This window comes from Parazoarcus communis SWub3 = DSM 12120 (assembly GCF_003226565.1).
Taxonomy (GTDB): Bacteria; Pseudomonadota; Gammaproteobacteria; order Burkholderiales; family Rhodocyclaceae; genus Parazoarcus; species Parazoarcus communis.
Genome location: NZ_QKOE01000003.1, coordinates 225,806 through 248,409, shown reverse-complemented (window position 1 = coordinate 248,409; position 22,604 = coordinate 225,806). Strand labels below are relative to the sequence as shown.

21 protein-coding genes are annotated in these 22,604 nt (G+C 63.2%); 9 read left to right on the top strand and 12 right to left on the bottom strand.

The window, feature by feature from the left end; all coding sequences use genetic code 11:
• Position 1 precedes the first annotated feature (1 nt).
• The 4 genes from DNK49_RS06630 (at position 2) to DNK49_RS06615 (ending at position 4,042) form a co-directional block, all read left to right on the top strand.
• A complete protein-coding gene (locus DNK49_RS06630; protein WP_110523542.1) occupies positions 2 to 1,627 on the top strand; it encodes an ArnT family glycosyltransferase in 1,626 nt (541 codons plus the stop codon).
• Positions 1,624 to 2,898, top strand: a complete 1,275-nt coding sequence (locus tag DNK49_RS06625; protein ID WP_110523541.1) for a sialidase family protein — start codon at positions 1,624 to 1,626, stop codon at positions 2,896 to 2,898. Before DNK49_RS06630 ends, DNK49_RS06625 begins: the two co-directional genes overlap by 4 nt.
• Entirely contained in the window at positions 2,895 to 3,503 is a 609-nt protein-coding gene (locus tag DNK49_RS06620) for a hypothetical protein (RefSeq protein WP_110523540.1), read from the top strand. Before DNK49_RS06625 ends, DNK49_RS06620 begins: the two co-directional genes overlap by 4 nt.
• Positions 3,504 to 3,637: 134 nt before the next feature.
• Positions 3,638 to 4,042 carry a c-type cytochrome gene (locus DNK49_RS06615; protein WP_110523539.1) on the top strand — a complete coding sequence of 135 codons (405 nt, stop codon included), beginning with the start codon at positions 3,638 to 3,640 and terminating at the stop codon, positions 4,040 to 4,042.
• Positions 4,043 to 4,176: 134 nt separating this feature from the next.
• Here the strand turns inward: DNK49_RS06615 and DNK49_RS06610 are convergent, their stop codons facing one another.
• The 8 genes from DNK49_RS06610 to nosZ form a co-directional block, all read right to left on the bottom strand.
• The gene (locus DNK49_RS06610) at positions 4,177 to 4,812 is read right to left on the bottom strand and encodes a nitrous oxide reductase accessory protein NosL (protein ID WP_110523538.1); all 636 of its coding nucleotides are present in this window, start codon (positions 4,810 to 4,812) and stop codon (positions 4,177 to 4,179) included.
• Between the two features lie 8 nt (positions 4,813 to 4,820).
• Complete coding sequence (locus DNK49_RS06605; protein ID WP_110523537.1) at positions 4,821 to 5,360, bottom strand: nitrous oxide reductase accessory protein NosL; 540 nt, start codon at positions 5,358 to 5,360, stop codon at positions 4,821 to 4,823.
• Positions 5,361 to 5,381: 21 nt separating this feature from the next.
• Complete coding sequence (locus DNK49_RS06600) at positions 5,382 to 6,197, bottom strand: ABC transporter permease (protein ID WP_110523536.1); 816 nt, start codon at positions 6,195 to 6,197, stop codon at positions 5,382 to 5,384.
• Positions 6,198 to 6,207: 10 nt separating this feature from the next.
• Complete coding sequence (locus DNK49_RS06595) at positions 6,208 to 7,158, bottom strand: ABC transporter ATP-binding protein (protein ID WP_110523535.1); 951 nt, start codon at positions 7,156 to 7,158, stop codon at positions 6,208 to 6,210.
• Entirely contained in the window at positions 7,130 to 8,368 is a 1,239-nt protein-coding gene (locus DNK49_RS06590; RefSeq protein WP_110523636.1) for a nitrous oxide reductase family maturation protein NosD, read from the bottom strand. The genes DNK49_RS06595 and DNK49_RS06590 overlap by 29 nt, the downstream gene beginning before the upstream one ends.
• Positions 8,369 to 8,454: 86 nt before the next feature.
• Positions 8,455 to 8,883, bottom strand: coding sequence for a transcription regulator (locus DNK49_RS06585; protein WP_110523534.1), 429 nt, complete (start codon positions 8,881 to 8,883; stop codon positions 8,455 to 8,457).
• A 12-nt stretch (positions 8,884 to 8,895) separates the two neighbouring features.
• Positions 8,896 to 11,088 carry a NosR/NirI family protein gene (locus DNK49_RS06580; RefSeq protein WP_243632257.1) on the bottom strand — a complete coding sequence of 731 codons (2,193 nt, stop codon included), beginning with the start codon at positions 11,086 to 11,088 and terminating at the stop codon, positions 8,896 to 8,898.
• A gap of 160 nt (positions 11,089 to 11,248) precedes the next feature.
• The gene (gene nosZ, locus DNK49_RS06575; RefSeq protein WP_110523532.1) at positions 11,249 to 13,189 is read right to left on the bottom strand and encodes a TAT-dependent nitrous-oxide reductase; all 1,941 of its coding nucleotides are present in this window, start codon (positions 13,187 to 13,189) and stop codon (positions 11,249 to 11,251) included.
• 235 nt (positions 13,190 to 13,424) lie between these two features.
• On the opposite strand from nosZ, the gene DNK49_RS06570 reads away from it, so the two are divergent.
• From DNK49_RS06570 to DNK49_RS06560, 3 genes are all read left to right on the top strand, one after another.
• Positions 13,425 to 14,732, top strand: a complete 1,308-nt coding sequence (locus DNK49_RS06570) for an ATP-binding protein (RefSeq protein ID WP_110523531.1) — start codon at positions 13,425 to 13,427, stop codon at positions 14,730 to 14,732.
• Positions 14,729 to 15,271 carry a response regulator transcription factor gene (locus DNK49_RS06565; RefSeq protein ID WP_110523530.1) on the top strand — a complete coding sequence of 181 codons (543 nt, stop codon included), beginning with the start codon at positions 14,729 to 14,731 and terminating at the stop codon, positions 15,269 to 15,271. Before DNK49_RS06570 ends, DNK49_RS06565 begins: the two co-directional genes overlap by 4 nt.
• 108 nt (positions 15,272 to 15,379) lie before the next feature.
• Positions 15,380 to 16,267, top strand: coding sequence for a DMT family transporter (locus DNK49_RS06560; protein WP_110523529.1), 888 nt, complete (start codon positions 15,380 to 15,382; stop codon positions 16,265 to 16,267).
• Between the two features lie 106 nt (positions 16,268 to 16,373).
• On the opposite strand, the gene gpmI is transcribed toward DNK49_RS06560, so the two are convergent.
• The 4 genes from gpmI to DNK49_RS06540 form a co-directional block, all read right to left on the bottom strand.
• Positions 16,374 to 18,026 (bottom strand): 2,3-bisphosphoglycerate-independent phosphoglycerate mutase, encoded by a 1,653-nt coding sequence (gene gpmI, locus DNK49_RS06555; protein ID WP_110523528.1) that lies wholly within the window; start codon positions 18,024 to 18,026, stop codon positions 16,374 to 16,376.
• Positions 18,027 to 18,203: 177 nt separating this feature from the next.
• The gene (locus tag DNK49_RS06550) at positions 18,204 to 18,956 is read right to left on the bottom strand and encodes a type II toxin-antitoxin system HipA family toxin (RefSeq protein WP_207806901.1); all 753 of its coding nucleotides are present in this window, start codon (positions 18,954 to 18,956) and stop codon (positions 18,204 to 18,206) included.
• A complete protein-coding gene (locus DNK49_RS06545; RefSeq protein WP_110523527.1) occupies positions 18,953 to 19,264 on the bottom strand; it encodes a helix-turn-helix domain-containing protein in 312 nt (103 codons plus the stop codon). The genes DNK49_RS06550 and DNK49_RS06545 overlap by 4 nt, the downstream gene beginning before the upstream one ends.
• 144 nt (positions 19,265 to 19,408) lie before the next feature.
• Positions 19,409 to 19,648 (bottom strand): helix-turn-helix domain-containing protein, encoded by a 240-nt coding sequence (locus DNK49_RS06540; RefSeq protein ID WP_110523526.1) that lies wholly within the window; start codon positions 19,646 to 19,648, stop codon positions 19,409 to 19,411.
• A 670-nt stretch (positions 19,649 to 20,318) separates the two neighbouring features.
• Here DNK49_RS06540 and DNK49_RS06535 point away from each other — a divergent pair.
• Together DNK49_RS06535 and DNK49_RS06530 are read left to right on the top strand one after the other, a co-directional pair.
• Positions 20,319 to 20,525 carry a helix-turn-helix domain-containing protein gene (locus DNK49_RS06535; protein ID WP_043218891.1) on the top strand — a complete coding sequence of 69 codons (207 nt, stop codon included), beginning with the start codon at positions 20,319 to 20,321 and terminating at the stop codon, positions 20,523 to 20,525.
• A gap of 22 nt (positions 20,526 to 20,547) precedes the next feature.
• A complete protein-coding gene (locus DNK49_RS06530) occupies positions 20,548 to 22,185 on the top strand; it encodes an ATP-binding protein (protein WP_110523525.1) in 1,638 nt (545 codons plus the stop codon).
• The last annotated feature ends 419 nt before the right edge of the window (positions 22,186 to 22,604 follow it).

Below are 22,604 nucleotides of genomic sequence, written 5' to 3'. Positions count from 1 at the left end.
CGTGCGGCTGGACGCGCGCAGTACCTGGGCGGCCTGCCTGCTGTTGCTGGTCGCCTACGCCGGCGGGGCCTGGGTCCCGCTGATGAACAACGATTCGGCCCATCATGCCGGCATTGCCCTGCACATGCACCTGTCGGGCGACTGGTTGCGCCTGGTCACCCAGGGTGAGGATTACCTGGACAAGCCGCACCTGCTGTTCTGGCTGGCTGCAGCCTCGTTCAAGCTGTTCGGCGTCACGACCTTTGCGTACAAGCTGCCGTCGCTGCTGTTCTCGCTGCTCGCGGTGTACTCCACCTGGCGGCTGGGGCGTCTGCTGCACACGGCGGAGGTAGGGCGGCTCGCGGCGCTGATCCTCGCCAGTTCGATCGCCTTCGTGCTGGCCAACAACGATGTGCGCATGGATGCGCTGCTGACCGGCGCGATCATCTTTTCGATCTGGCAACTGGCCGAGTTCGCCGAGGCGGGACGTTGGCGCAATCTGGTGCTTGCAGGGCTGGGGTTGGCGCTGGGTTTTGCGACCAAGGGCATGATCGGGGTGGCAATGCCGGCGATCGCGATCTTCCTGCACCTGGTCTATCGCCGAGACTGGGCGCGCCTGTTCGACCTGCGCTGGCTGGTCCTGCCGCTGATCGTGCTGTTGTTTGCCTCGCCCGTCCTGTACGCCTACCACCATCAGTTTGGCATGGATGGGGTGCGCTTCATCCTGTGGTCGCAGAACTTCGAGCGCCTGGCCGGCGAGCGTTTCGGCAATGCGGGTGCGGATGACCCGTTGTTTTTCGTCCATACCTTCCTGTGGGCCTTCCTGCCGTGGTCCTTGCTGACCTTGTGGGCCCTCGTGATGCATGCTGGCAGGCTGGTACGGGGTGGATTCCGGCCGCAGGCGGGTGACGAGGTGCTGACGCTGGGTACCGTGACGGTGTTGTTTGCCATCATCTCGGCCTCGCAGTTCAAGTTGCCGCATTACCTCAACATCCTGTTGCCGCTGTTTTCCATCCTGCTTGCCGCCTGGCTGGCGCCACGGGTGCAGCAGCCGGCCGGGCGAGGGCTGTGGGGCGTGCAGGTGCTGGCCATCGGCTTGATGACCGCAATCGGGGTCGCGTTGCATGCTTGGGTGTTTCCGCTGAAGTCGCTGACGCTGGCGGCTGTGGTGACGGCGCTGACGGTGGCGGGACTGGGGCTCAGTTTGCGGCGGCAAGGTGGCGCGCGTGTGGTGGTGCTGTCGCTGGTCACCGCCGCGGTGTTCAATATCTTGTTGAACTTCAACTTCTACCCGCGTTTGCTGGAGTATCAGGCGGGTACGGTGCTTGGACGTGCCGTGCTGGCGGAACGGGTGGCGCTGGACGATGTCTTCTACCTCGAAGGTGCCGGCCGCGCCGGCAGTTTCGACTTTACCACCGCGCGCCTGACACCGACGCTGACGCTGGACGAGTTGCGTGGCATGCAGCGGCCAGTGGTGGTTTATGTGTCCGAGCATGGACGTGAGGCCGTGATGGCTGCAGGTTTGCAGGCGACCGTGCTCGCGCACAGCCCGGATTTTCGCGTGACCCGACTGAATGCCCGTTTCCTCGACCCACGTCGTCGGGACGAGGTGTTGTCGAGCGCCTATTTGCTCAAGGTTGGTGAATGAACCGTTTTCGTTGGTTTGGGGCTGGCCTGTTGGCTGCGGTGACGGTGTGGGCTGCCTGGCCCGGTCTGGGGGACCGGGCGGCGCTTACGCAGCGCTTTGTTCCACCGGTGGCTGCGCCGGCAAGTTCTGGTGCTCCGGTGCTGAGCAGTGCGCTGATCAACGCCGCCTCTCCGCCGCGCGTGCATGCAGCTTCCATTGCCGAGTTGCCCGATGGCAGCTTGTTTGCGACCTGGTTTGGTGGTGAGCGTGAAGGCGGCACCGAGGTGCAGATCTACGCCGCTGTCCGCGCGCCGGGCGAGAAGGCCTGGGGCGCGCAGCAGGCCATCGCGTCGCCTGCGCAGAGTTCCGCCGATCTTGGCACCCTGGTGCGCAAGATGGGCAATCCGCTGGCCTTTGTCACCCCGAGTGGCGAACTGTGGGTGATCTATGTCAGCGTCACCATGGGCGGCTGGGCCACCAGTCACCTGAACCTGCTGCGCTCGCCGGACCTGGGTCGCAGCTGGCTGCCGGCAACCCGCCTGGTGGCGTCGCCCTTCATCAATCTGAGTACGCTGGTAAAGGGCAATCCGGTGTTTTTCGACAATGGCGAGATCGGGGTGCCGGTGTATCACGAGCTTGGCGGCAAGTTTGCCGAGTTGCTGGTGCTGTCGGCCACGGGCGAGGTCAGGCGCAAGATCCGCATGGATCATGGTCACCGCACGCTGCAGCCGGTATTGATGGTGCAGGACGCGACGCGTGCAGTGGCCTTGATGCGGGATGCCAACGAGAATCCGCCGCGCGCCTGGCGCAGTCAGACCCAGGATGGGGGGCAGCGCTGGAGCACCCCGGAGTCGACCAATCTGGCCAACCCCAATTCTGCCCTGGCGGCGCTGCGGCTTGACGATGGTCGCATGATCGCGGTGGCCAACGATGTCGAGGACGAGCGTCTGCGCCTGTCGCTGCTGGTCAGCAACGATGAGGGCAGGCACTGGCGTGCGGTTCATCGTTTCGAGGACAAGCAGGATCATCACGATCACGAGTTGAGTCCGGACGCCTTCCGCCCGCTGCTTGCAGCAGATCTGCAGACGCTCGGGCCGGGGCCGGATGTCGCCGCCGTGGCGGCCAACGCCGAGCGCAATCTGTGTCGCAACGGAGATCTTTGCGGCTGGCAGTATGACTATCCCTACCTGATCCGGGCTGCGGATGGGGGCTTCCATCTTGTGTATACCTGGAATCGCTCCTTCATCCGTCATCTCTACTTCAATCAAGCCTGGCTGGAGGAGCGCCTGTGATCGCTGCCGTTTTCGATACCCTGGCCTGGGCGCTGGGCCTGGCGCTGTGCGTGCCCGGCTGGCGGCTCAAGCCGGCACGCGGTCTGGTCGTGGTGGGGGTGATCGCCGCCCTGCTGTGCCTGCCACTTGCCGGCAGCAGCCTGATCGCTGCCCTGCGCGGGCTGTTTGCGGGCTTGTCGGTGTCCACGCTGGTGGTGCTGGTCGGCTTGTTTGGCGCGCGCGCTGGCTGGCTGAATGTGGCACAACGTGAGCGTTGGGCACTTGCGGTCTTGTTCGGTGTGGTGGGGGCGGCGTTCTACCCGGCTGCGCTCGGGGCAACGGTGATCGATCCTTACGCCTGGGGCTACGATGCAGCGGGCCTGGCGCTCGCCGCCGGGGCGCTGGGCGTGCTGGCCTGGCTGGCAGGCATGCGTCTGCTGGGGCTGGCGCTTGTCCTGGCTTTGCCGGTGTGGCGCCTGGGCTTGCTCGAGTCGGTCAATCTGTGGGACTACCTGATCGATGTGCCGTTGGCGCTGGCGGGGCTGATCGCGCTTGTGGTGCTTGCCTTCCGAAGTGCGCCGGGGCGCGCATCGGCGGATCCTTTATCGTTGCCAGGCGGACACTGAACATCCACCGGGCGGTGCATTTTTCGTAATTGATGCGAGTCAATTCATTCCTGAGCGCAGCTCGATAGCATGGGCCTCACTGCCGGTCGGGGTGTCATCCCGGCGGGTGTGACCCCATCGAGCATCGGAGAGGAATGATGAAAACAGCCCACCACCTGATGGCAGCCGCCGTGCTGTCATCCCTGCTGGCCGCCTGCGGCGGGCAGGAGTCGAGTCCGGCCGCCACGTCGGCCCCTGCACCGGTCGCGGCAGCGCCTGCGCCGGTCCAGGCCGCGGCGCCGGTCAATGCTGCGGGTGAGAGCATTTACAAGAAGACGTGTGCGTTGTGCCATGCCGCAGGCGTGGCGGGTGCCCCCAAGCCGGGTGACAAGGCCGATTGGGCACCGCGGATCGCCCAGGGCGATGAGGTGCTGTACAAGCATGCGATCGAGGGCTTCACCGGCGCAAAGGGCATGATGCCGGCAAGGGGCGGAGGTGCTTCGCTGACCGATGACGAGGTCAAGGCGGCAGTGGATTACCTGGTGGCGAAATCGAAGTAAGCGGTGTCGTACCGTGGGAGTGAGCGATTCGGGGGCTTCGGCCCCCTTTTTTTCGGCTGTCACGCCAACGAGCCGGGTTGGTTTGAGCCAAATTGGTCAAGCCAAGTAGTTTATTCAATAACGGTTGCCCGTCTTTACTGTGGCGTTCCGCCATGCAGGCCATCGCGCAGGCGGGCGAGGGTCTGAGTGTCGATGTCGGTGAGGCGCACGGCTTGTCCGCCATGCTGCTGGCTGAAAGCCATCGCGGCGGCCGGGTCGGCGAAGGCGGGCAGGTCCGGACCGCGCATCGGGCCATGAACCCCTGAACCGAGCACAACGTAGGCCTGCCTGCCGTCGGTCCACTGCCGGCTGCCGTGGTCGGTGACATGAATTACCGCGACATCGGCGACGCTGTGCTCCGGGTCGAAGCGTGCCGGTGCTTCTAGGAACAGCAGCAGGTCCACGGGCGAGTCGAAGAAGTGGGCACTGCCGTCGGTAAAGATCAGCTGTGCGGCCCAGGCCGGATGGCGCGCCGGATACATGCCGCACACCGGGCAGCGCGCCTGGGCAGGTACCGGGCGGGCGTCGTACTGGCCGAGACCGCTTGTCGGGTCCCACGGATGGGCTTGGGCGAAGGGGGCGCTGGCGACAATGCAGAAGTCCTCTAGCGCTGGCTGGAAGTCGACCCGCGTGCCCATGGTGAACTTCACGAACAGGGCGCTTGCACCGAGCAGGCTGGCACCGGACAGGCCCAGCAGGATGCGGCGACGTGTGCCTGAGGTGAGCGTCATGATCCTGCTTACATCCGCTGGTCGTGCAATGCACCGCCATCGAGCACGACCATGTCGGGGGTGACTTCGTTAAAGCGCAGCACTTTGCCGCCCCACGCCTGGGCGAATGCGCGGGCGTCTGCCTCGGTGGAGAACGAGGCCATCGTCGGGCCCATCGACCCACGTCGCCTGGAGCCCTGGACATAGACCGCACTGCGGGCGTCAATCCAGTGGCCGCGCGGGCGTTCCCAGTCGGCCTTGCCCATGTCCTGCACGTACATCGCGGTGACGCGGCGGGCTTGCTCCGGATTGAGATGGATGGAGAACATCTCCACCGTGTCGCAGAACCAGTCTGGCTGGGCAAGGCCCTCGTAGTGGATCTGCGCTTTCGGGCCGGGGTAATCGGCCAGCAGCATGCCATCGAGCGCGCAACTGCTGCTGGTGTCGATTTCGATCGCGACGGCTGGCTTGCCACCGCTCTCGCCCGTGCCGCAGGCTGCAAGCAGCCCGGCTGCGGCGCTGGCGAGCAGGAAGCGGCGGCGGTCGATGCAGGCGTGATGAGTGCACATGGGATTCTCCGTGATTGAGGGCTAGCGGCGGAAGCGCCAGGTGGCGACCGCCAGGGGCAGCACGATCCAGCCCAGCATCACCAGACCAAGCAGCCAGGGTTGTGCCAGCGTTGGCGGGAACACGGTGGCCAGCCCATAGAGCGTGCGGACGTCTTCGAGCGAAAAGATGTTGAGGATGCGGAATACATCCGCCGGGTTCAGCAACAGCAGATAGGGGAAGAGCTCGCCGCCCCATTGCCCGCCCGACACCACCAGCGCACCCAGCAACAGCAGGTCGAATACCAGGACGAAGAAGAACCACAGCGCAATGGCAAGCCCCGAGGCTCGGGTGCGATCGGCGGCGAACGCCGACAGCATGACCGCCAGGCTGAGAAAGGCGCAGCCAAGCAGCACCGAACTGGCCATGAAGCCGAAGTAATGGAACAGCGCGTTGAGATCCAGCTGTGCCGACAGCACCAGGGCCACCAGACCGAAGCCGGTGATGGTCGAGAACGCGAGCGCCCCGGCAAGCCCGAGATACTTGCCCAGCAACAACTCGCCCCGGGTGATCGGCATCGACAGCAGCAGATCCAGCGAGCCGCGTTCGCGCTCGCCGACGATGGCGTCGAAGCCCAGCACCAGGGCGATCAGCGGGATCAGGTAGATGACCAGGCTGACCAGGCTGGCAATGGTGACTTCGATCGAACGGAAGCCGACCGCACCCTGCTGGGCGGCGCCAAAATAGGCGATGACCAGCGCGAATGCGGTGAAGATCAGGGCAACGGCCAGTACCCAGCGGTTGCGGACGCGGTCCCAGAACTCCTTGCCGGCGATGGTGGTGATCTGTGCGATTTCCATCTTCGCCTCCTCAGTCGGCAAAGCCGAAGAACACGTCTTCGAGCGAGGGTTCGTGGATGGCCAGGTCGAGCACCCGGTCATCGAGTCGTGCCAGTGCATCGATCACCGCCATCTTGGCGTCGCGCCGGCACTGCACGGTAACGTGCGTCTCCCCGGCCTCGATCGAGGACACTGGCAGGTGACCCAGTGCGGCGCGCACAGTGGCAAAGTCTTCCGGTGCCACGCGGACGGTGAAGCTCAGTGGCAGATCCATCGCCTCGCGCAGGGCTTGCACCGTGCCGCAGGCCTGGATGCGACCGGCACTCATGATCGCCAGCCGGTCCACCCGCTCCTGGATCTCGGCAAGGATGTGGGAGGTGATGACCATGGTCACCCCCTCGCTGCGCAACTGCCGCAGGATGGCGTAGAAACCGCGGATGGCTTCGGGGTCGAGGCCGGTCGTGGGTTCGTCGAGAAACAGGATGCGTGGCGTGCCGAGCAAGGCCTGGGCGAAACCGAGGCGCTGGCGCATGCCTTTGGAGTACTCGCGCACCCGCCGTTTTGCGGCATGGGCCAGGCCGACGCGCTCGAGCACGGCCATGGCCTGCTGCGGCGGAACACGCTTGAGGCGGGCGAAAAAATGCAGGGTTTCGAGCCCGGTCAGGTTGTCATAGAGCACGACGTTCTCCGGCAGGTAGCCGACGCTGCGCCGCACGGCGCGGAAGTCGGCTCCATGCACTGCTGCACCGTCGATACGGATCTCGCCTGATGTGATGGGGATCAGACCGAGCATCATCTTGAACAGCGTGCTCTTGCCTGCACCGTTGTGCCCGATCAGGCCGAACAGTTCGCCTTGGCGGATGTCGAGATCGATGCCGTCGACCGCGTGGATCGCGCCATAGTGCTTGCGTACGCTGCGGGCGACGACCATCGGGGCCGTGCCGGCATGCGCTTCATTGGGAGCGGGGGAAGTGTCTGCCACGCCATTGGCTCCAGTCAGGGTTGTGCGGCTGCATCTGTGGGTTCGGATCGACGATGCTGGGCGCGCGCAGCAGCGGAAACTGCTGGCCCACCAGGCGCAGGGTCTGTACCGCAGGGCTGGCCAGCAGCAGCTTCATCATCGGATGCCGCCACGACAGGCGGTCCACCAGGTCGTTGGCTTCGTACTGGATGTCGCCTGTGCCGTCGCCGTTGCGATCCCAGCCCAGGTAGTTGCTCCAGTGATTGCCGGATTTCGTGCCCCAGGGCATGTCGCGCGCGCCGACGTAGCGCACCTGTTCGCGGTTGGCGATGAAGTCGTTGCCCTCGACCTCGTTGTTCTTGGAGCCGGCCCACAGATGCACACCGACCACGTTGTCGATGATGGCGTTGCCGCGCAGCGCGTTGTATTCGGCGTCGTAGATGAAGAAGCCACGCTGGTTGCCGGCGACGATGTTGTTCTCCACCACCGAATCCTGGATCGTGCGCAGCATGATGCCGTGGTCCGAATTGGCCCAGGCCCGGTTGTTGCGCACGGTAATGCGGCGCACTTCCATCAGTGCCAGGCCACCGCGGTTCATCCAGGTGTCGTTGTCCTCCCACACATTGTCATAGGCGTTCATGTAGTGGGTGCCGTAGCGGCTGTGGTGCAGTTTGTTGCCGCGAAAGACCGCATTGTGGGAGACGTCCACATACAGTGCGTCGCGCACGAAGCTGATGTTGTTGCCGATGATCCGCGCGCGATGGGTGTTGTACAGCTGGATGCCGTTGCCACGCTGGGACGATTGATATTCACGCTTGCCGGTGATCAGGTTGTTTTCGATCAGCACATCATTGGCTTGCTCGATCCACAGACCGAACAGACTGTAGGTGATGTCGCAGTTGCGTACGACCGCTCGGTGCGAGCCGGGCTGCAGGTAGATGCCGGCATTCTGCTCGCGCAGGCTGTCGCCCGAGTCGGATACGATCAGCCCCTCGATCGTGACATCCTCCGCTGCGATCCGGATGGTGTCGCCCTTGAGGCCGCCTGACACCGTGGGCCGATCGATGCCGCGCAGGGTCAGCGGACGGGTGATGCGCAGGTTCTCGACATAGTGCGCGCGCGCGATCTCGATCGTGTCGCCTGCCGCAGCACGGTCGATCGCGGCCTGGATCGACTGGCCGGGTGCCACCTGCAGCGTGGCTGCGGCTGCCGCGCTGATCCACAGCAGCATGCCGGTGCACAGGGTCAGACCGGCACGGAGGCCGTTGCGCCAGGGTGGCAGGACGGGGAGGGTGAGCATGCCAAACATCGGAGGCCTTACAGCACCACAAGGCCGGCTGACTTCAGGCCGATGAACAGGCTGGTGCCAATCAACAGGTTCTTGAAGCCGACATAACAGATCATGTCCATCAGGCTGGCACGCCGGTAGCGCTTGCCCCACCATGGACCGTCCTTCACATAGGGCTTTGCGCCCAGGCGGACGAGGATCTCGAACACGCTCCAGCCAAACCACCAGGCGATGATCGCGCCGGCATCGAGCCGCCCCAGCGCGGCCAGCACCCAGGCGGTGCTGGCGGCCAGTGCCAGCGCCAGCCCGGCTGCCTGCAGCGTGCGCTGGCGCTGGAAGCCGCTGCGGCTCCAGGGCCAGAGGTGATCCCAGACCTCGGCGGCCAGGCGGTGCAACAGGCTGTTGCCCGCGGCGTAGGGCGGTTCAGCCGCGTCGGTGAGCATGCGTGGGTCGACCATGGCGGGCTCCTGTCAGACCTTGGCGGTGCGTGCAGGCACCGGCTTGATCGGGATGAAATAGCCGTCGGCACCGATGGGTGTCAGTGGCAGGCCGGCCTTGGTGCGGCGCTTGCGCTCTTGCGACAAGGGCGGGCAGGCATGCATGTCGGTGTACAGCACCATGCAGTCGAGGCAGAGCATGCATTCACGATGATCGATGCGGCCGTCCGCGTCGATGGCATTGGAGCCGCAGCCGCGCGCGCACGCGGCACAGCTGTCGCAGGCCTGCTTGCGTTTGAGGCCGAACCAGCGGAAGGTCGAAGGCATCGCCAGTGCGGCACCGAGCGGGCACAGGTATTTGCAGAACGGCCGCTCGGTGAAGATCGACAGCCCGAGCAGGCTTGCGGCAAACAAGGTGTAAGGCCAGCTGCGGTTGAACAGGCCGACCAGGAAGGTGGTCTTGAAGGGTTCGACCTCGGCCAGTTTCTCGGCGAGCCCCATCGAGAACATCGATACCGCCAGCAGACCGAAGAAGACGAAGTACTTCACCCATTTCAAGCGGTTGTGCCAGGCCATCGGCAAGACAAACTGGAAGCGCTTCAGGCCGACCGCCCGTGCCAGTTTGTAGAGCAACTCTGATAGCGAACCAAAGGGGCACAGCCAGCCGCAGAACAGCCCGCGTCCCCACAGGAACACGGTGACGATGATGAAGATCCAGAACAGGAAGATGAATGGATCGGTAAGGAACAGCGCCCATTGCCACTGGAACAGCAGAGAATGGAACCAGGTCAGGACCTGGGTGATGGAGGGCTGGGCGAGCAGGCCGAAGCCGACAAAGCCAATGCTGATGATCCAGGCCGAGTACTTGAAGACATTGACCGGCCATTTGTTCTTGTGGGTGGCGCGGCGGGTCAGGCGGTCGCGCTGGGCATACACCACCGCGACCGCGACCAGCAGCGCGGAGAACAGGCCGATCTCCAGCGCCCGCGTCTTCCAGATTCGCACCCAGGGCGCATCGGGTTTTTTCACGATGGGGCGGCCGCCCTCCAGGTAGTGGTCTGGCAGCCAGTATTCGGTGTCGAAGTTGGCAAAACTACGTGCGCCGGTGGCGCGATCCACACGATTGCCGAGAAAGATGAACTTCCACGGAAAGGCGCCGGAGAAGGCGGGTGAGCGCACGATGAAGATCGCCGACTCGTCAAAGGCAGGCGCGCCCGCTGCGCGAACGCCGTACAGGTTGAGATAGTCGAGATCGCGGAAGGTGAAGGCGTCCTGGCCCTGGCGGATCTGGACCCGGTCATAGAGCCCGCCGCGTACGAATCCCGAACCCTTGAACGACTCGATTCCGCCCGTGCGAATCACGAAGATCGCATGTTCGCCCTCCTTCAGACGGGTCATCAGGGCTTGCCAGCCATCGGCACCCAGCACCGCGCGGCCGATCTCGGGATGGTTGAGGTAGCCATACCACAAGTCGATGAAGGGTTCGGGGCTGCGTGCGAGGCCCACCTGCTCGGGCGTTACGGTCAGTCGCTGCACGGCGCCTTCGCGCACCATCTTGGCCCAATCGAGCGGACGCTGGCGATCGACAAATCGCGCCTGCTCCCGGATGGTGGGCTCAAGGATCCCAACCTGGCGCGCGACCGCGGCGCCGGAGGTCATCATCACCTGATTCTGGGCAATCACCGTGACGGTCGCGCCCGAGATCGCGTCCAGGCCGATGATGTCTTCTTCTGGCCGCGAACGGCCGATTTCGATGTTGTCGCCAACAAACTTGCCCAGATATTGGTCATTGAACCGGACCAGCGCCGATTCAGGAATCCCCAGCAGCAGGATGGGTTCTGAGTGCTTGAGGATCTTCACCCCGGTGAAGCGGCCTTCGGTGTTCATGCCGATCAGCGTCACCACCGGTTTGCCGGAGTAGGCGGGCGTGTCCGTGATGTCGGTCGACAGCATCACGTATCCGGTCAGCTTGCGCTGGCCGTCGTGCTCGGCAAAGCCTTCGACGTAGCGTGGCTGTCCCTTGCGTTCGGAGAAGATCGTTGCGCCGGGCAGCACCTCGGTGCAGGCCACCATGTCGCATAGTGTCGGTGCGTTGTTGATGCCCTCGGGCAGGGCTGCCTCGTAGGCGGTCTGGGCACTTGCCGTCGGGCTGGCAAGTGTGGCGCACAGCGCGAGTCCGTGCAGCAGGAAGGATAGGGCGCCGCGCCAGGCGGTGTGCAGCTTCATGACCCACTCCATAAGGAAATTACGATGCAGTCTAGGAACTCGGGGTCACGCTGTACTTGTTCCGGATCAATTCCCCGGAATGCGGCGATGACCGATGCATCAAAACGCACAAGGGGCGCAAGGCCCCTTGTGTCGGTGGTGCTGGATCAGGTTGTCAGCGTCATGCCTCGACGATCATCCGGCTGCGCATCTCCAGGTGCAGCGCATGGCAGAAGTGGGTGCAATAGCACCAGAACACGCCCGGCTTGTCGGCCTTGAAGGTGATCGACTTGGTCTCCTGCGGGTTGACGATGAAGTTGACGTTGTATTTCGGAATCGCGAAGCCATGGGTCAGATCCTCGATCTTGTCGAGGTTGGTCAGGATGATGGTGACTTCGTCGCCGACCTTGAGTCTGAACTCGCGTGGCTCGAAGGCCGGGGCGAGCGAAGTGATCTTGACCGTGACCTTGTTGCCGTCGCGGAACACCCCGGCTTCCTTCGGGTCCTTGACTGCCAGCGGAAACTCGTTGATGTCATAGACCTGCTTCGGACTCAGCAACTCGCGCTTGAAGATGATGAAGTCGTGCGGTTCCGGCCGTACCGGATGGTCGGCAACCAGCACCATCTTCTCGCCCGAGATATCGACCAGCTGTTCGGTTTCGGCATGCAGCGGACCGACCGGCAGGAAGCGGTCTTTGGAGAACTTGCAGCCGACGCACAGCCACTTGCCGTCGGCGAACATGGTCTCCGACTGCGATGCATTGATGTGACCGGGCTGGTAGTGCACATCCAGGCGATCGACCACGTATTGTGCGCCCTTGTCGCCAGCGTGAAACTTGATCGCGGCCTCGACGTTCCACTTCACGATCTGGCTGTCGAGGAACAGCGTGGTGTAGGCGTTGCCGCGGCCGTCGAAGGCGGTGTGCAGCGGGCCGAGGCCGAGTTCGACTTCGGCGACGATGGCCTTGTCCACATCGTCCAGCTTGCCGTCGAACCACTCCAGCACCTTGGACAGTTCGATCACGGTGCCGGTGGGCGAGAGCTTGCCGGCGCAGATGAAGTACTTGCCGTCCGGGCTGGCATTGACCCCGTGCGGGTTCTTCGGCACCGATACATAGGCGACCAGGGCGGTTTTCGGGTCGGCGTTGGCGGTCTTGGTGCCATCGACGACGGGCACCTTGGACGTGCCGAAAGTGGTGAACTTGCCGTCCTTGACCGCCTGCTCGATGCGGGCGATGTTGAAGAACAGGCAGGCGTCGCGCTCGGCCGACATCATGCCTTCGTAGTGGTAGCCGCCCTCGGTGTTGTACTGGTTGGTGGCGGCGAGCTTGCCGTCATACGATGTGGCGGCGAGGTCGCAGTTGCCGTCGATCAGTACCTGCCAACGCACCTCCATGCTCTCCGCGTCGACGCAGGAGAACAGGGTGCGGTACTTTTCAGGCGCGTCGAGGTCGCGCCCGTCATTGGGTAGCGGAATATGGAACTCGGCACCGCAGAACACCCGGGTGGTGTAGTTGATTGCCGGGTCCACTGGATCGCGCTTGTCCGGAAAAATACCGTGGAAGCCCTGTACATTGGGCAGTTCGGTGATCTTGTCGCAGATGAAATAATCCAGCCGGATACGGGCGATGCGGCTGTTGATCTTGTCGTTGATCCAGGCGTAGCGGCCGTCGTAGTTGCCGTCCTTGTAAGAGGCGTGGGTGTGGTGGGTGTCGGCGACGGTGTAGCGCAGGCTGCCGTCGGGCTTGGTGCCCATGATGGCCTTCGATTCATTCGTATGCCCCCAGCCGACCAGGGCGTCCGGGACGAAGCACGGTACCCGATGAAGCTCGCGCCCCGACGGCAAACCGAGCACGCGGAAGTCGCCCGTGTGACCGCCGCTCCACAGGCCGTAGTAGGTGTCGAGCTCGCCCGGCTTCAGATGCGCATTGGCCGCATGCGAGGCGGCTGCAACCGGTTGTGCGGCAGCGCCTGCGGTGGGGGCTGGCGCATCCTTGTTGCATGCCGACAAACCGACCGACAGGCCCGCACCGGCGATGCCGGCGACCGCTGCGGTGTTGAGGAACTTGCGGCGGCTCGGGTCGGGCATCTCGTCTACCGGATTCATCTTGGCTTCGTTCATGATCTGGGTGCTCCCGTTGCTGGTGTGATCGGTGTTTGTCCAGGCATCAGGATCGAGCGCAGATGAGGCCGTCGCGGCCGTGCCCTTGCTTGGCGATGTCTGTGACAATGGTCCCTGTGACGTTTTGTCGCAGGTGCACTCTAGGAGGCGCAGGAGGTGAGTTCCTTGATTTACGACAAGGACGCAAGGTCACCAATCGATTCCATTGCAGTCCCGTCCGAAGGCTTTGCAGACCATGACAGTTGAACGCAACCCCCCTGCACCGGGTGACGGGCTGGCGCCGGTGCGCACCGACCGGTCGCGCCTGTTGCATTTGCGCTGGTTATCGGTACTGGCCATGCTGGTGCTATCGGTCCTGGTTTTTCCCTTGTTGGCACCGGCGCATCCGCGTGAACCGCTGCAGGGTGTGGCCTTGGTGCTGGTCGGCATCAATCTCGGTTTGCTGGCCGGCGCAGCGCGTTGGCTGCAGGGGCGCTGGGGCGCGTTCGCGCAGATCCTGACCGATCTGGCTGCCTGGGGGGCCTTCCTGTACTTCAGTGGCGGGGTGACCAATCCCGCCATCTCCCTGCTGTTGCCACTGGTGGCGGTGGGGGCTTATATCCTGCCTGCACGCCAGTCCTGGATGCTGTTTGCGTTGGCGGTCGTCGAGTACAGCCTGTTGTGGCACTTTCATCATCCGGTTCAGCTACTGGAGACGGATGCGGCGATGCACTGGCATCTGGCGGGCATGTGGTTGAGCTTTGTCTTCTCCGGGCTGACGGTGGTGTGGTTCGTGTCGCGACTCAATGCCGCCTTGCGTGCGGGAGAGCAGGCGCTGGCCGAGGCGCGCAGCGCCCGTGCCCGCGACGACTACGTGCTGGGTCTGGGCCAGCTTGCGGCAGGCGCCGCACATCGGCTTGGAACGCCGCTTGGCACCTTGCGTATCGTCGCCGATGGTCTGGCTTGTCGCCAGGACCTTGCTCCGGATGTCCGCGAAGACATTGAATTGATGCGGGCGCAGGTGGATCAGTGCCGCGACATCCTGCATGCCTTGACGCACGAAGCGGGGCTGGCGCGTGCGGAGCGCGGCGGCGTGGTGGCTGCGGCGGCATGGGTCGACCGGGCGCTTGATCGCTGGCAGCAGATGCGCCCCCTGGTGCGACTGAACCGGCAGACGACATCGCCCCTGGCGGATCGCTTCATCGCCGCTGATGCCAGCCTGGATGAGGTCTTGCACAACCTGATCGACAATGCGGCCAATGCCAGCCAGCGGGCGGGTGCGGAGGGTCAGGGGCTGGATCTCGAGGTGCGCGTGCACGATGGGCGGTTGTGGGTCGATATTGCTGATCGCGGCGAGGGCTTGCCAAGCCCCCTGCTGTCCGCTGCGCAGGCGGGGCCGTTCGGACCGGGTGTGGAACGCCAGGAGGGTCAGGGAATGGGAGTGGGCTTGCTGCTGGCTCGCGCCGTCGTGGATCGCCACGGCGGCAGGCTCGACTTCCTGCCGCGAGCGGGTGGTGGCACCATTGCCAGGGTGTCCATCCCCTTGTGTGATCTTGATCGATGAGTGAGTCAGCTGCCCGCCTGCTGGTGATTGACGATGACCCGACCTTCAACCGGGTGCTGGTCAAGGCTTTGTCGCAGCGCGGCTTTGCGGCGCAGGGTGCGCTCGATCCAGAGGCCGCGCTCACCATGGCGGAAGCGCTTGCGCCCGAGTTCGTGGTGCTTGATCTGAATCTTGGCGGACGTTCCGGGTTGCAGCTGATCCGTCCCTTGCTCGAGGCGAGTCCGGGAGTGCGCATCCTGATCCTGACCGGCTATGCCAGCATTGCCACTGCGGTCGATGCGGTCAAGTTGGGGGCAGTGCAGTATCTTGCCAAGCCGGCGGACGTCGACGCCATCCTCCATGCGCTGCAGGCCAGTGAGGTCTTGCCTGCCGGGGTGCTGCCGGCACCGGCGATGCCGCTGTCGGTCGACCGGCTGGAGTGGGAGCATATCCAGCGTGTGCTGGCAGAGCATGGTGGCAACATCTCGGCGACGGCGCGTGCCTTGCAGATGCATCGGCGCACTTTGCAACGCAAGCTGGCCCGCCCGCCGTGGGCCTGAGCCAGCCTTTCCCGCCCTTGTGCCCGGTTTGCGTGATTGTCAGGATGCGGTGATCGGCGGCCTGCGCTAGGATGCGGGTCCTTCCCCCCTTTCCTGGCTGTATTCCGGATGACTGCTGCGCCACACTCGGTCAAGGCCGACTTGCTCCTGCTGTTTGCCACTTTTCTGGCGGCTGCCGGCTGGGTGTTCTCCAAGGAGTCGCTTGGCGGCCTGCTGCCACTGCAGTTCGTTGGTACCCGCTTTCTGCTTGCCGGGGTGGTGCTGGTGGCTTTCAGCTGGGGGCAGCTGCGCGGCCTCGACCGTCGTGCGCTTGGCCGCGCCGCCATGGTGGGTGTGGTGTTTGCGGTGGCCATGGCATTCTGGATCCTGGGCCTGGAGCATGCCAGCCACATTGGCGAGGGTGCCTTCATCGCCAGCCTGGGCATTGTGCTGGTGCCGGTGTTCGCCCGATTGTTCTTCGGTGAGCACCCGCCGAAGGCCACCTGGGTGGCGCTGCCGGTTGCGCTGGCAGGGTTCGCCTGTCTGTCGCTGGCGCACGGTTTTCGTTTCGAGCCCGGGCAGTGGTACTTCCTGGTCGCGGCCTTGCTGTTTTCCTTCCTGTTCAACCTGAATTCGCGTGTGGTCCGGGGCATTCCGGTACTGGCGCTGAGCGCGGTGCAGGTGTCGATGGTCGGCGTGCTGATCCTGCCGGCGTCCCTGCTGCTCGAGGACTGGCCCGCGTCAGTGCCGACCCCCATCCTGTTCTGGTTGCTGGCCAGCGCCATCATTGCGACCACGCTGCGCTTTCTCGTACAACTTCATGGTCAGAGTCTGACCACCCCCAGCCACGCTGCCATCATCCTGATGCTGGAGCCGATGTGGACCGCGCTGGTGGCCGCATGGTGGTTCAATGAATCGATGACGGCGATGCAACTGCTCGGTTGCGGGTTGATCTCGCTGGCCTTGGTGATGAGCCGCTGGCAATGGATACGTGGGGCGCTCAAGGCCTTGTTCTGAAAGAAGGCCGTCTGCCGCAGTATTGCTGATGAAGCTTGGGTGTGCATGCCCCCTCTGGCGTGCCCCCTGACCGTCATGTCTGTCAGGGGGCGCGCATCTGGATGCGTCATCCGATATCGAGCAGACTGTCGTCCCACGTCTCGTGCTTTTCCAGTCCGAGCAGGTTCGCTACCGTGGCGGCGATGTTGGACAGCCCGGCGGTGTCGGTCTGGCGCAGCTTCAGCTTGCCGGCTGCGGCCTTGCCGTAAAGGATCAGCGGTACCGGGTTCAGCGTGTGTGCGGTCTTGGCCTTGTAGCTGCCGTCCGGGTTCTGCGCGGGCTGACGGGTTTTCTTGTCGAGCTCGAACATCTCGTCAGCATTGCCGTGATCGGCCGTGATCAGGGCGACGCCGCCGGCGGCATCGATCGCCGGCAGCAGCCGCGCCAGCGCCAGGTCGACCGCTTCGATCGCCATGGTTGCCGCGCGGAAGTTGCCGGTGTGGCCGACCATGTCGCCATTGGCGTAATTGCAGCGCAATACCTTGTACTGGCCGGACTGCAGTGCGGCAATCATCGCATCGGTGATCTCGGCTGCCTTCATCCACGGACGCTGTTCGAAGGGCACGACGTCGCTGGGGACCTCCTGCCAGGTCTCGCCATCGAACTTGTTCGAGCGGTTGCCGTTCCAGAAATAGGTCACATGACCGAACTTCTGCGTTTCGGAGCAGGCGAACTGCGTCAGCCCCATCTTGCTGAACCACTCGCCTGAGGTGTTCTTGATGGCAGGTGGCGCCACCAGGAAGCGCTTGGGCAGTTGCAGGTCGCCGTCGTACTGCAGCATGCCGGCGTAGGTCACCTTGGGGTGACGTACCCGGTCGAACTCGCTGAAGCTGGTCTCGACAAAGGCACGGGTGATCTCGATCGCACGGTCGCCGCGGAAGTTGTAGAACACCACGGAATCGCCGTCCTCGATGGTGCCGATGGGCTTGCCGTCTTCGGCAATGATGAACTCGGGCAGGTCCTGGTCGATGGTGCCGGGATGGCGCGCGCGCAGGCCGTTTACGGCCTCGACCGCGTTGGCAAACTGCGGCCCCTCGCCCAGCACATGGGTGCGCCAGCCGCGTGCCACCATCGGCCAGTTGGCGTCGTAACGATCCATGGTGATGGTCTGACGCCCGCCGCCGGACGCAATGCGGGCATCGAAACCGCCAGTGCTGATGTCGCGCAGGAAGGCTTCGAAGGGGACGACGTATTCCAGTGCGCTGGTTTCGGGCACGTCGCGGCCGTCGAGCAGGGCATGGATGCGCACGGTGCGCACGCCCTCATCCCTGGCGCGCAACACCATGGCCTTGAGATGGTCGATGTGGCTATGTACATTACCGTCGGAGAACAGCCCGATGAAGTGAAGCACACCGGCCTTGCCGCCGTCGCCTGCCCGGGTGGCGGCCACGATTTCCTGCCAGGCACTTCCTTCCCAGATTGTCCCTGCGGCAATGGCGTTGGCCACCAGTGCTGCGCCCTGGGCATAGACTTGCCCGGCGCCGATGGCGTTGTGCCCGACCTCGGAGTTGCCCATGTCGTCATCCGAGGGCATGCCGACCGCGGTGCCGTGGGCGCGCAGACGGATGTTGGGGCATTCGGCAAGCAGGCGGTCCAGCGTGGGCTTGCGGGCAGCATCGATGGCGCTGCCGACATCGTGCTTGGGAATGCCATAGCCATCCAGGACGATGACGACGACAGGGCCCTGGACGCCGGCAAAGGCGGGGTGTTTCTGCAGCATGGTGGTTTCCTGAAGTAAAAAGCCGGTGCGGCCCAAGCCTTGCGCCAGTCCGCCGCGAAGGGCGCTATTTTCCTTCAAATCGGGAGAAATGATGCATGGAAGTTTTCAATCGGGCTGATCAAGTGCTTGCATGCAACGAGCTGAAATGCAAAAGCCCCGTATCCACGGGGCTTTGCGTCAATTCAGACTGTGCACCGGGACGCGTTGCCCACCCTTCCGGTCGAAGCGGGAGACGCCGAAGGCGGCCAGTTCAGGGCCAAGGTCGAACCAGCGACTTTCGGGTACATCCAGTCCGCAATCCCGAGCCAACTCGGCATAGAGCTGCTCGATGATGCAGACCTCCTTGTGTTCGTTCTGCGCCGGAAACTTGACCAGCCAGGGGCTGCCGGCCGCATCCGGACGGGTGCTGACTTGCCCGGTCGCTGCGTCGTACTGCACTAACGCTTTGGGTCGGGCCCCTTGCGGCGAGCCGCCGGTGAGCGCGAGTTCGCGCAGGGCGACACCCGCCTCGCCCGCGAGCGCGAGACGGCTTTGCTCGGCCAGCGCCAGCAAGGACCAGTCGGGCTCCCGGATGCCGGCGTCGCTTGCCGGAACGAAGCGTAACGCGCCCATCGCGCGCTCACCAATGAAGGCCAGCCGGTCCAGTGGCCCGGGATGACGCAAGCCATGTTGACGAAACAGGCGATCCATCAGCAGCAAACCCCAGCCGTCCGGCAGACTGTCGGCGATCAGGCCCGGAAGGCGATGCAAATGGCCCGGAAAACTTCCGTAGGCATCTGCACGCAGCTTGAGGTGCAAGGGCGACAGTTCCAAGCCCTGAGACAGGGCTTCGGGAGAATATTCGAAGAGCAGGGATTGACCGTCATCGGCCAACCGTCCCAACGGCCAGTCTTCTCCCCAGCCGCAATAATGCACCGTAAGCAGCTTCATGATGCCTTCTTGCGCGGCGCACGCTGGCGGCGGCTGACAAGGTCCACCTGTTCCATCTGGGCGATGGATTGCCGTTTGAGCACGAAGAGATCGTCCAGCGCCTCCAGCAAGCCAAGCGCCTGCGCGACGCGGACCAGCGTTTCCAGCGAGCACTGGCCGTCGCTTTCGAGTTTGCGCAACGCCCCCAGTGACAGCCCGGCCATTTGCGCCAGTTCACGCTGCGTAAGCGACTGGGCAAGCCGCTGCTCGCGCAGACGGACACCCAGTTCCTGCAGGATCTCAGCGGAAGTCGAGAGATGAAAAGTCACTTCTATGACCCTTGACGCAAAAAAAATCGCTTAAGTGTCATTGTAGTGGACTTTATTTATTCTTGAAGGCAGATGGCTGCGATAGCTGCCGCCAGCGATCAGGCGGTGACCATCGTAACGTTACGATACCGTAGCGCTACGATGTTACGGAGCTGGCTCCTGTCCGGCAGCTGGAGCCTCCAGTAGTACTGAAGGCTCCACCCCCAGCGCCTCGGCCAGCTTGAAGATGTTGAGTAAGGCGATGTTGCGTTGCCCACGCTCAACGCCCCCCAGATAGCTGCGCGCCAAGCCACTTTCCAGTGCCAGGCGTTCTTGCGACCACCCTCTGGTCTTTCTGATTTCCATCAGCTTCAGGCCGATGCGTAGTCGGGGATCAAGGGCCATGAAACATCAGGAAAACGGCTTGGCGACTCAGCGGAAAAGCGGACATGCCGCCAACTGATTAGGCAAAAATGCGCTGTTTCCATCTGTCGGGTTTCCAAATCGTGCTGCGCTGATCGCAATGACTTTTAGCATGGTCACATGCCCCGTTACTCCCTATCTGGTACTACGTTCTTTCCAACAAGGCACAACGTTCTTTCCAATGCATTGTTGTTCGGGCACATGATCAGGCAGCGAAAAGCTTATTTCCGGCCACGTACATTCCAAAGTTGCACAACGTACATTCCAAATCCCTCGACTGTTATTGCTTATCTTGTGCCCAGGTTAGGGAGTAACGGGGTATGGGTCTTTGTGATCAGGAAAAATTGTCTGTGCGATCAGATCGGGCTGCGGGCCCACTGTGTGAACAGTGTGGTTGGATGGCAGCAGCAGGGTGTCAACCTTATGGGAACAAGGTGTTGAAAGTGTGGCAAGGATGATGGTGGTAATGTGGGGGCTCTGTGGCAGCATTGTGTCGCCATGGTGGTGACAGTGTGGTGCTGCGCCCTTTGTTACCACATTCAACTTACAGCGAACGCAGTCAAAGGCAATCGGGATGCTTCCACAGCACCTAAATGGTAGACTTCAAACGATTTAAGACGACTTTGAATTGCATAATCCGAGCGCCAACGACATGAGTACAGAACCGTGGGTTACCGCCGAGCACGTCGCCCAGCACTTGGGCGTGGCCAAGGACACCGTGTACCGCTGGCGCGAGCGCAAGGGTCTGCCCGCTCACCGCGTAGGGCGGCTGTGGAAGTTCCAGCTCTCGGAAGTGGATGAGTGGGTGCGAGCGGGAGGTGCCGATGAAGAATCGGGCGATGGGAGCGAACAAAAATGAATCCAGCAGGAAAAGGTGACGCGTGAGCTTGGAAGGGCAACTCCTTGATCAGAAGTCCTTGCGGGCTGTGATCGGCAAGACGGCGGACTGGAACGAAATCGCCAAGGATTGCATTGCCTTTGCCAATGCAACCGGTGGCCGCCTACTGCTGGGGATCGAGGATGGCCAGAGCGAGCCTCCCGCCGATCAGCGTATCCCTCCAGACCTGCCAGACACACTGCGTCGCAAGCTGGCAGAGCGCACCGTTAACGTGACGGTGCTGCCGGATGTCACCATCGCCCCGAATGGCGGCCAATACATCGAATTGCGAGTTCCGCGCGCCATGGCCGTTGCATCCACCACGGACGGCCGCTACTTCCTGCGCGTGGCCGATCAAAGCAAGCCCGTGACGGGTGATGACGTTATGCGTCTCGCCAGTGAGCGTTCTGCATTACCGTGGGAAACGCAAACCACCTTGCACGTTTCACGTACCGAGATTGATCTCGCCAAACGCGACAAGCTGCTTGCAGCCTTGCGCGCATCGGATCGCGTCAAGCCTTCCGTGAAGGAGAAGTCTGACGACGAACTGCTCGATCACTATCAGCTCGCACAAGGACCGAGCCTCACCAACCTGGGTGTGCTCAGTCTCGGTCGCCAGCATCATCGCGCTCAACTGACCACCGCTCCGGTCATCCAGTTCATCAAGTACGACGAGCACGGACAGAAGGTCAACAAGCTGGTCTGGGACGACCACACGCAAAGCCCGATGGAGTTGATCGAAGCGGTCTGGCAGGGGGTGCCAGACTTCCGCGAGCGCTACGAGCTGCCCGATGGCCTGTACCGTCAGAACGTGCCCGCTTTCGATGAAATCGTGGTGCGCGAGTTATTGGTCAACGCATTGGTACATCGTCCCTACACCCAGCGCGGTGACATCTTCTTGAACCTGCATCCAGACCGGCTGGAAGTGGTCAATCCTGGACCGCTACCGCTGGGCGTCTCACCCCAGAACGTGCTCCACACCACGGTCCGCCGTAATGAACACCTGGCACGCCTGTTCCATGACTTGAAACTGATGGAGCGGGAAGGCAGCGGCTTCGACAAGATCTTCGAGGTGCTGCTCTCACAGGGCCGCCCGGCTCCCGAGTTGATCGAGACCCACGATCGTGTGCAGGTGACAGTGCGCCGCCGCATCCTCAAGCCCGAGGTCATCGACTTCATTGCGAAAGCAGATCAGACCTACCAGCTCACGCAGCGCGAGAGGATCGCATTGGGCCTGTTGGCGCAACACGATGCCCTGACGGCACGCGAACTGGCAACGTCGCTTGAACTGCCATCGGTTGAAGCATTGCAACCTTGGCTAAAGCGCCTACTGGACTGGCAGTTGGTGCAAAGCACTGGGCGTACCCAGGCAACACGCTACTTTGTTGATCCAAGCCTGCTGCGCAGCCTCCAGTTCACCGGCGAGACCACCCTCAAACGCATTGAGCCACACCGCCTGGCCGCGCTGGTCTTGGAAGACCTGCAGCGCTACCCCAGGTCGGCCATCAGTGACATCCACCAGCGAATCGGCGGCGAGATCCATCCCAAGCAAGTCAAGCGCGCACTGGAAGAGCTGATCGAACGGGGGGAGGTCCGGTTTGAGGGCAACAACCGCTGGCGGCGGTACTGGGCGGTGGCATGAACAGCCTATCGGACAACCTGCGTTCTATCGTCGATAGATGGGCGATAGAAGATGGGCGATACGTCGGCAACCGCCTGAAGAAGCAAGGATTTCTATCGACCCAAGGCGACAAAAGCCGGAAGATAGACCTCGGTATCTTCCCGTAACACCCCATTTCCTCCCGTTCAATCGTTAAGCCTGATACATCACCGGCGGCGATGCATCCGTCAATTACGCCGCGATGGCAGACAATGATTCAAACATCGCGGCCGCCAAAGATGACGCCATCAAGACCAAGGGCTACTTCATCTACCCCATCCAACTGTTCGTCAATGTCACGGCCAACGCCTCTACTCAATCCTGGGAACTCCAGCCTTCTCTGGGCTTGGCGGCTCGGCACTGGGCATCTGTCAGCATCGTGAAGCTCTCCTGTTCGTCCT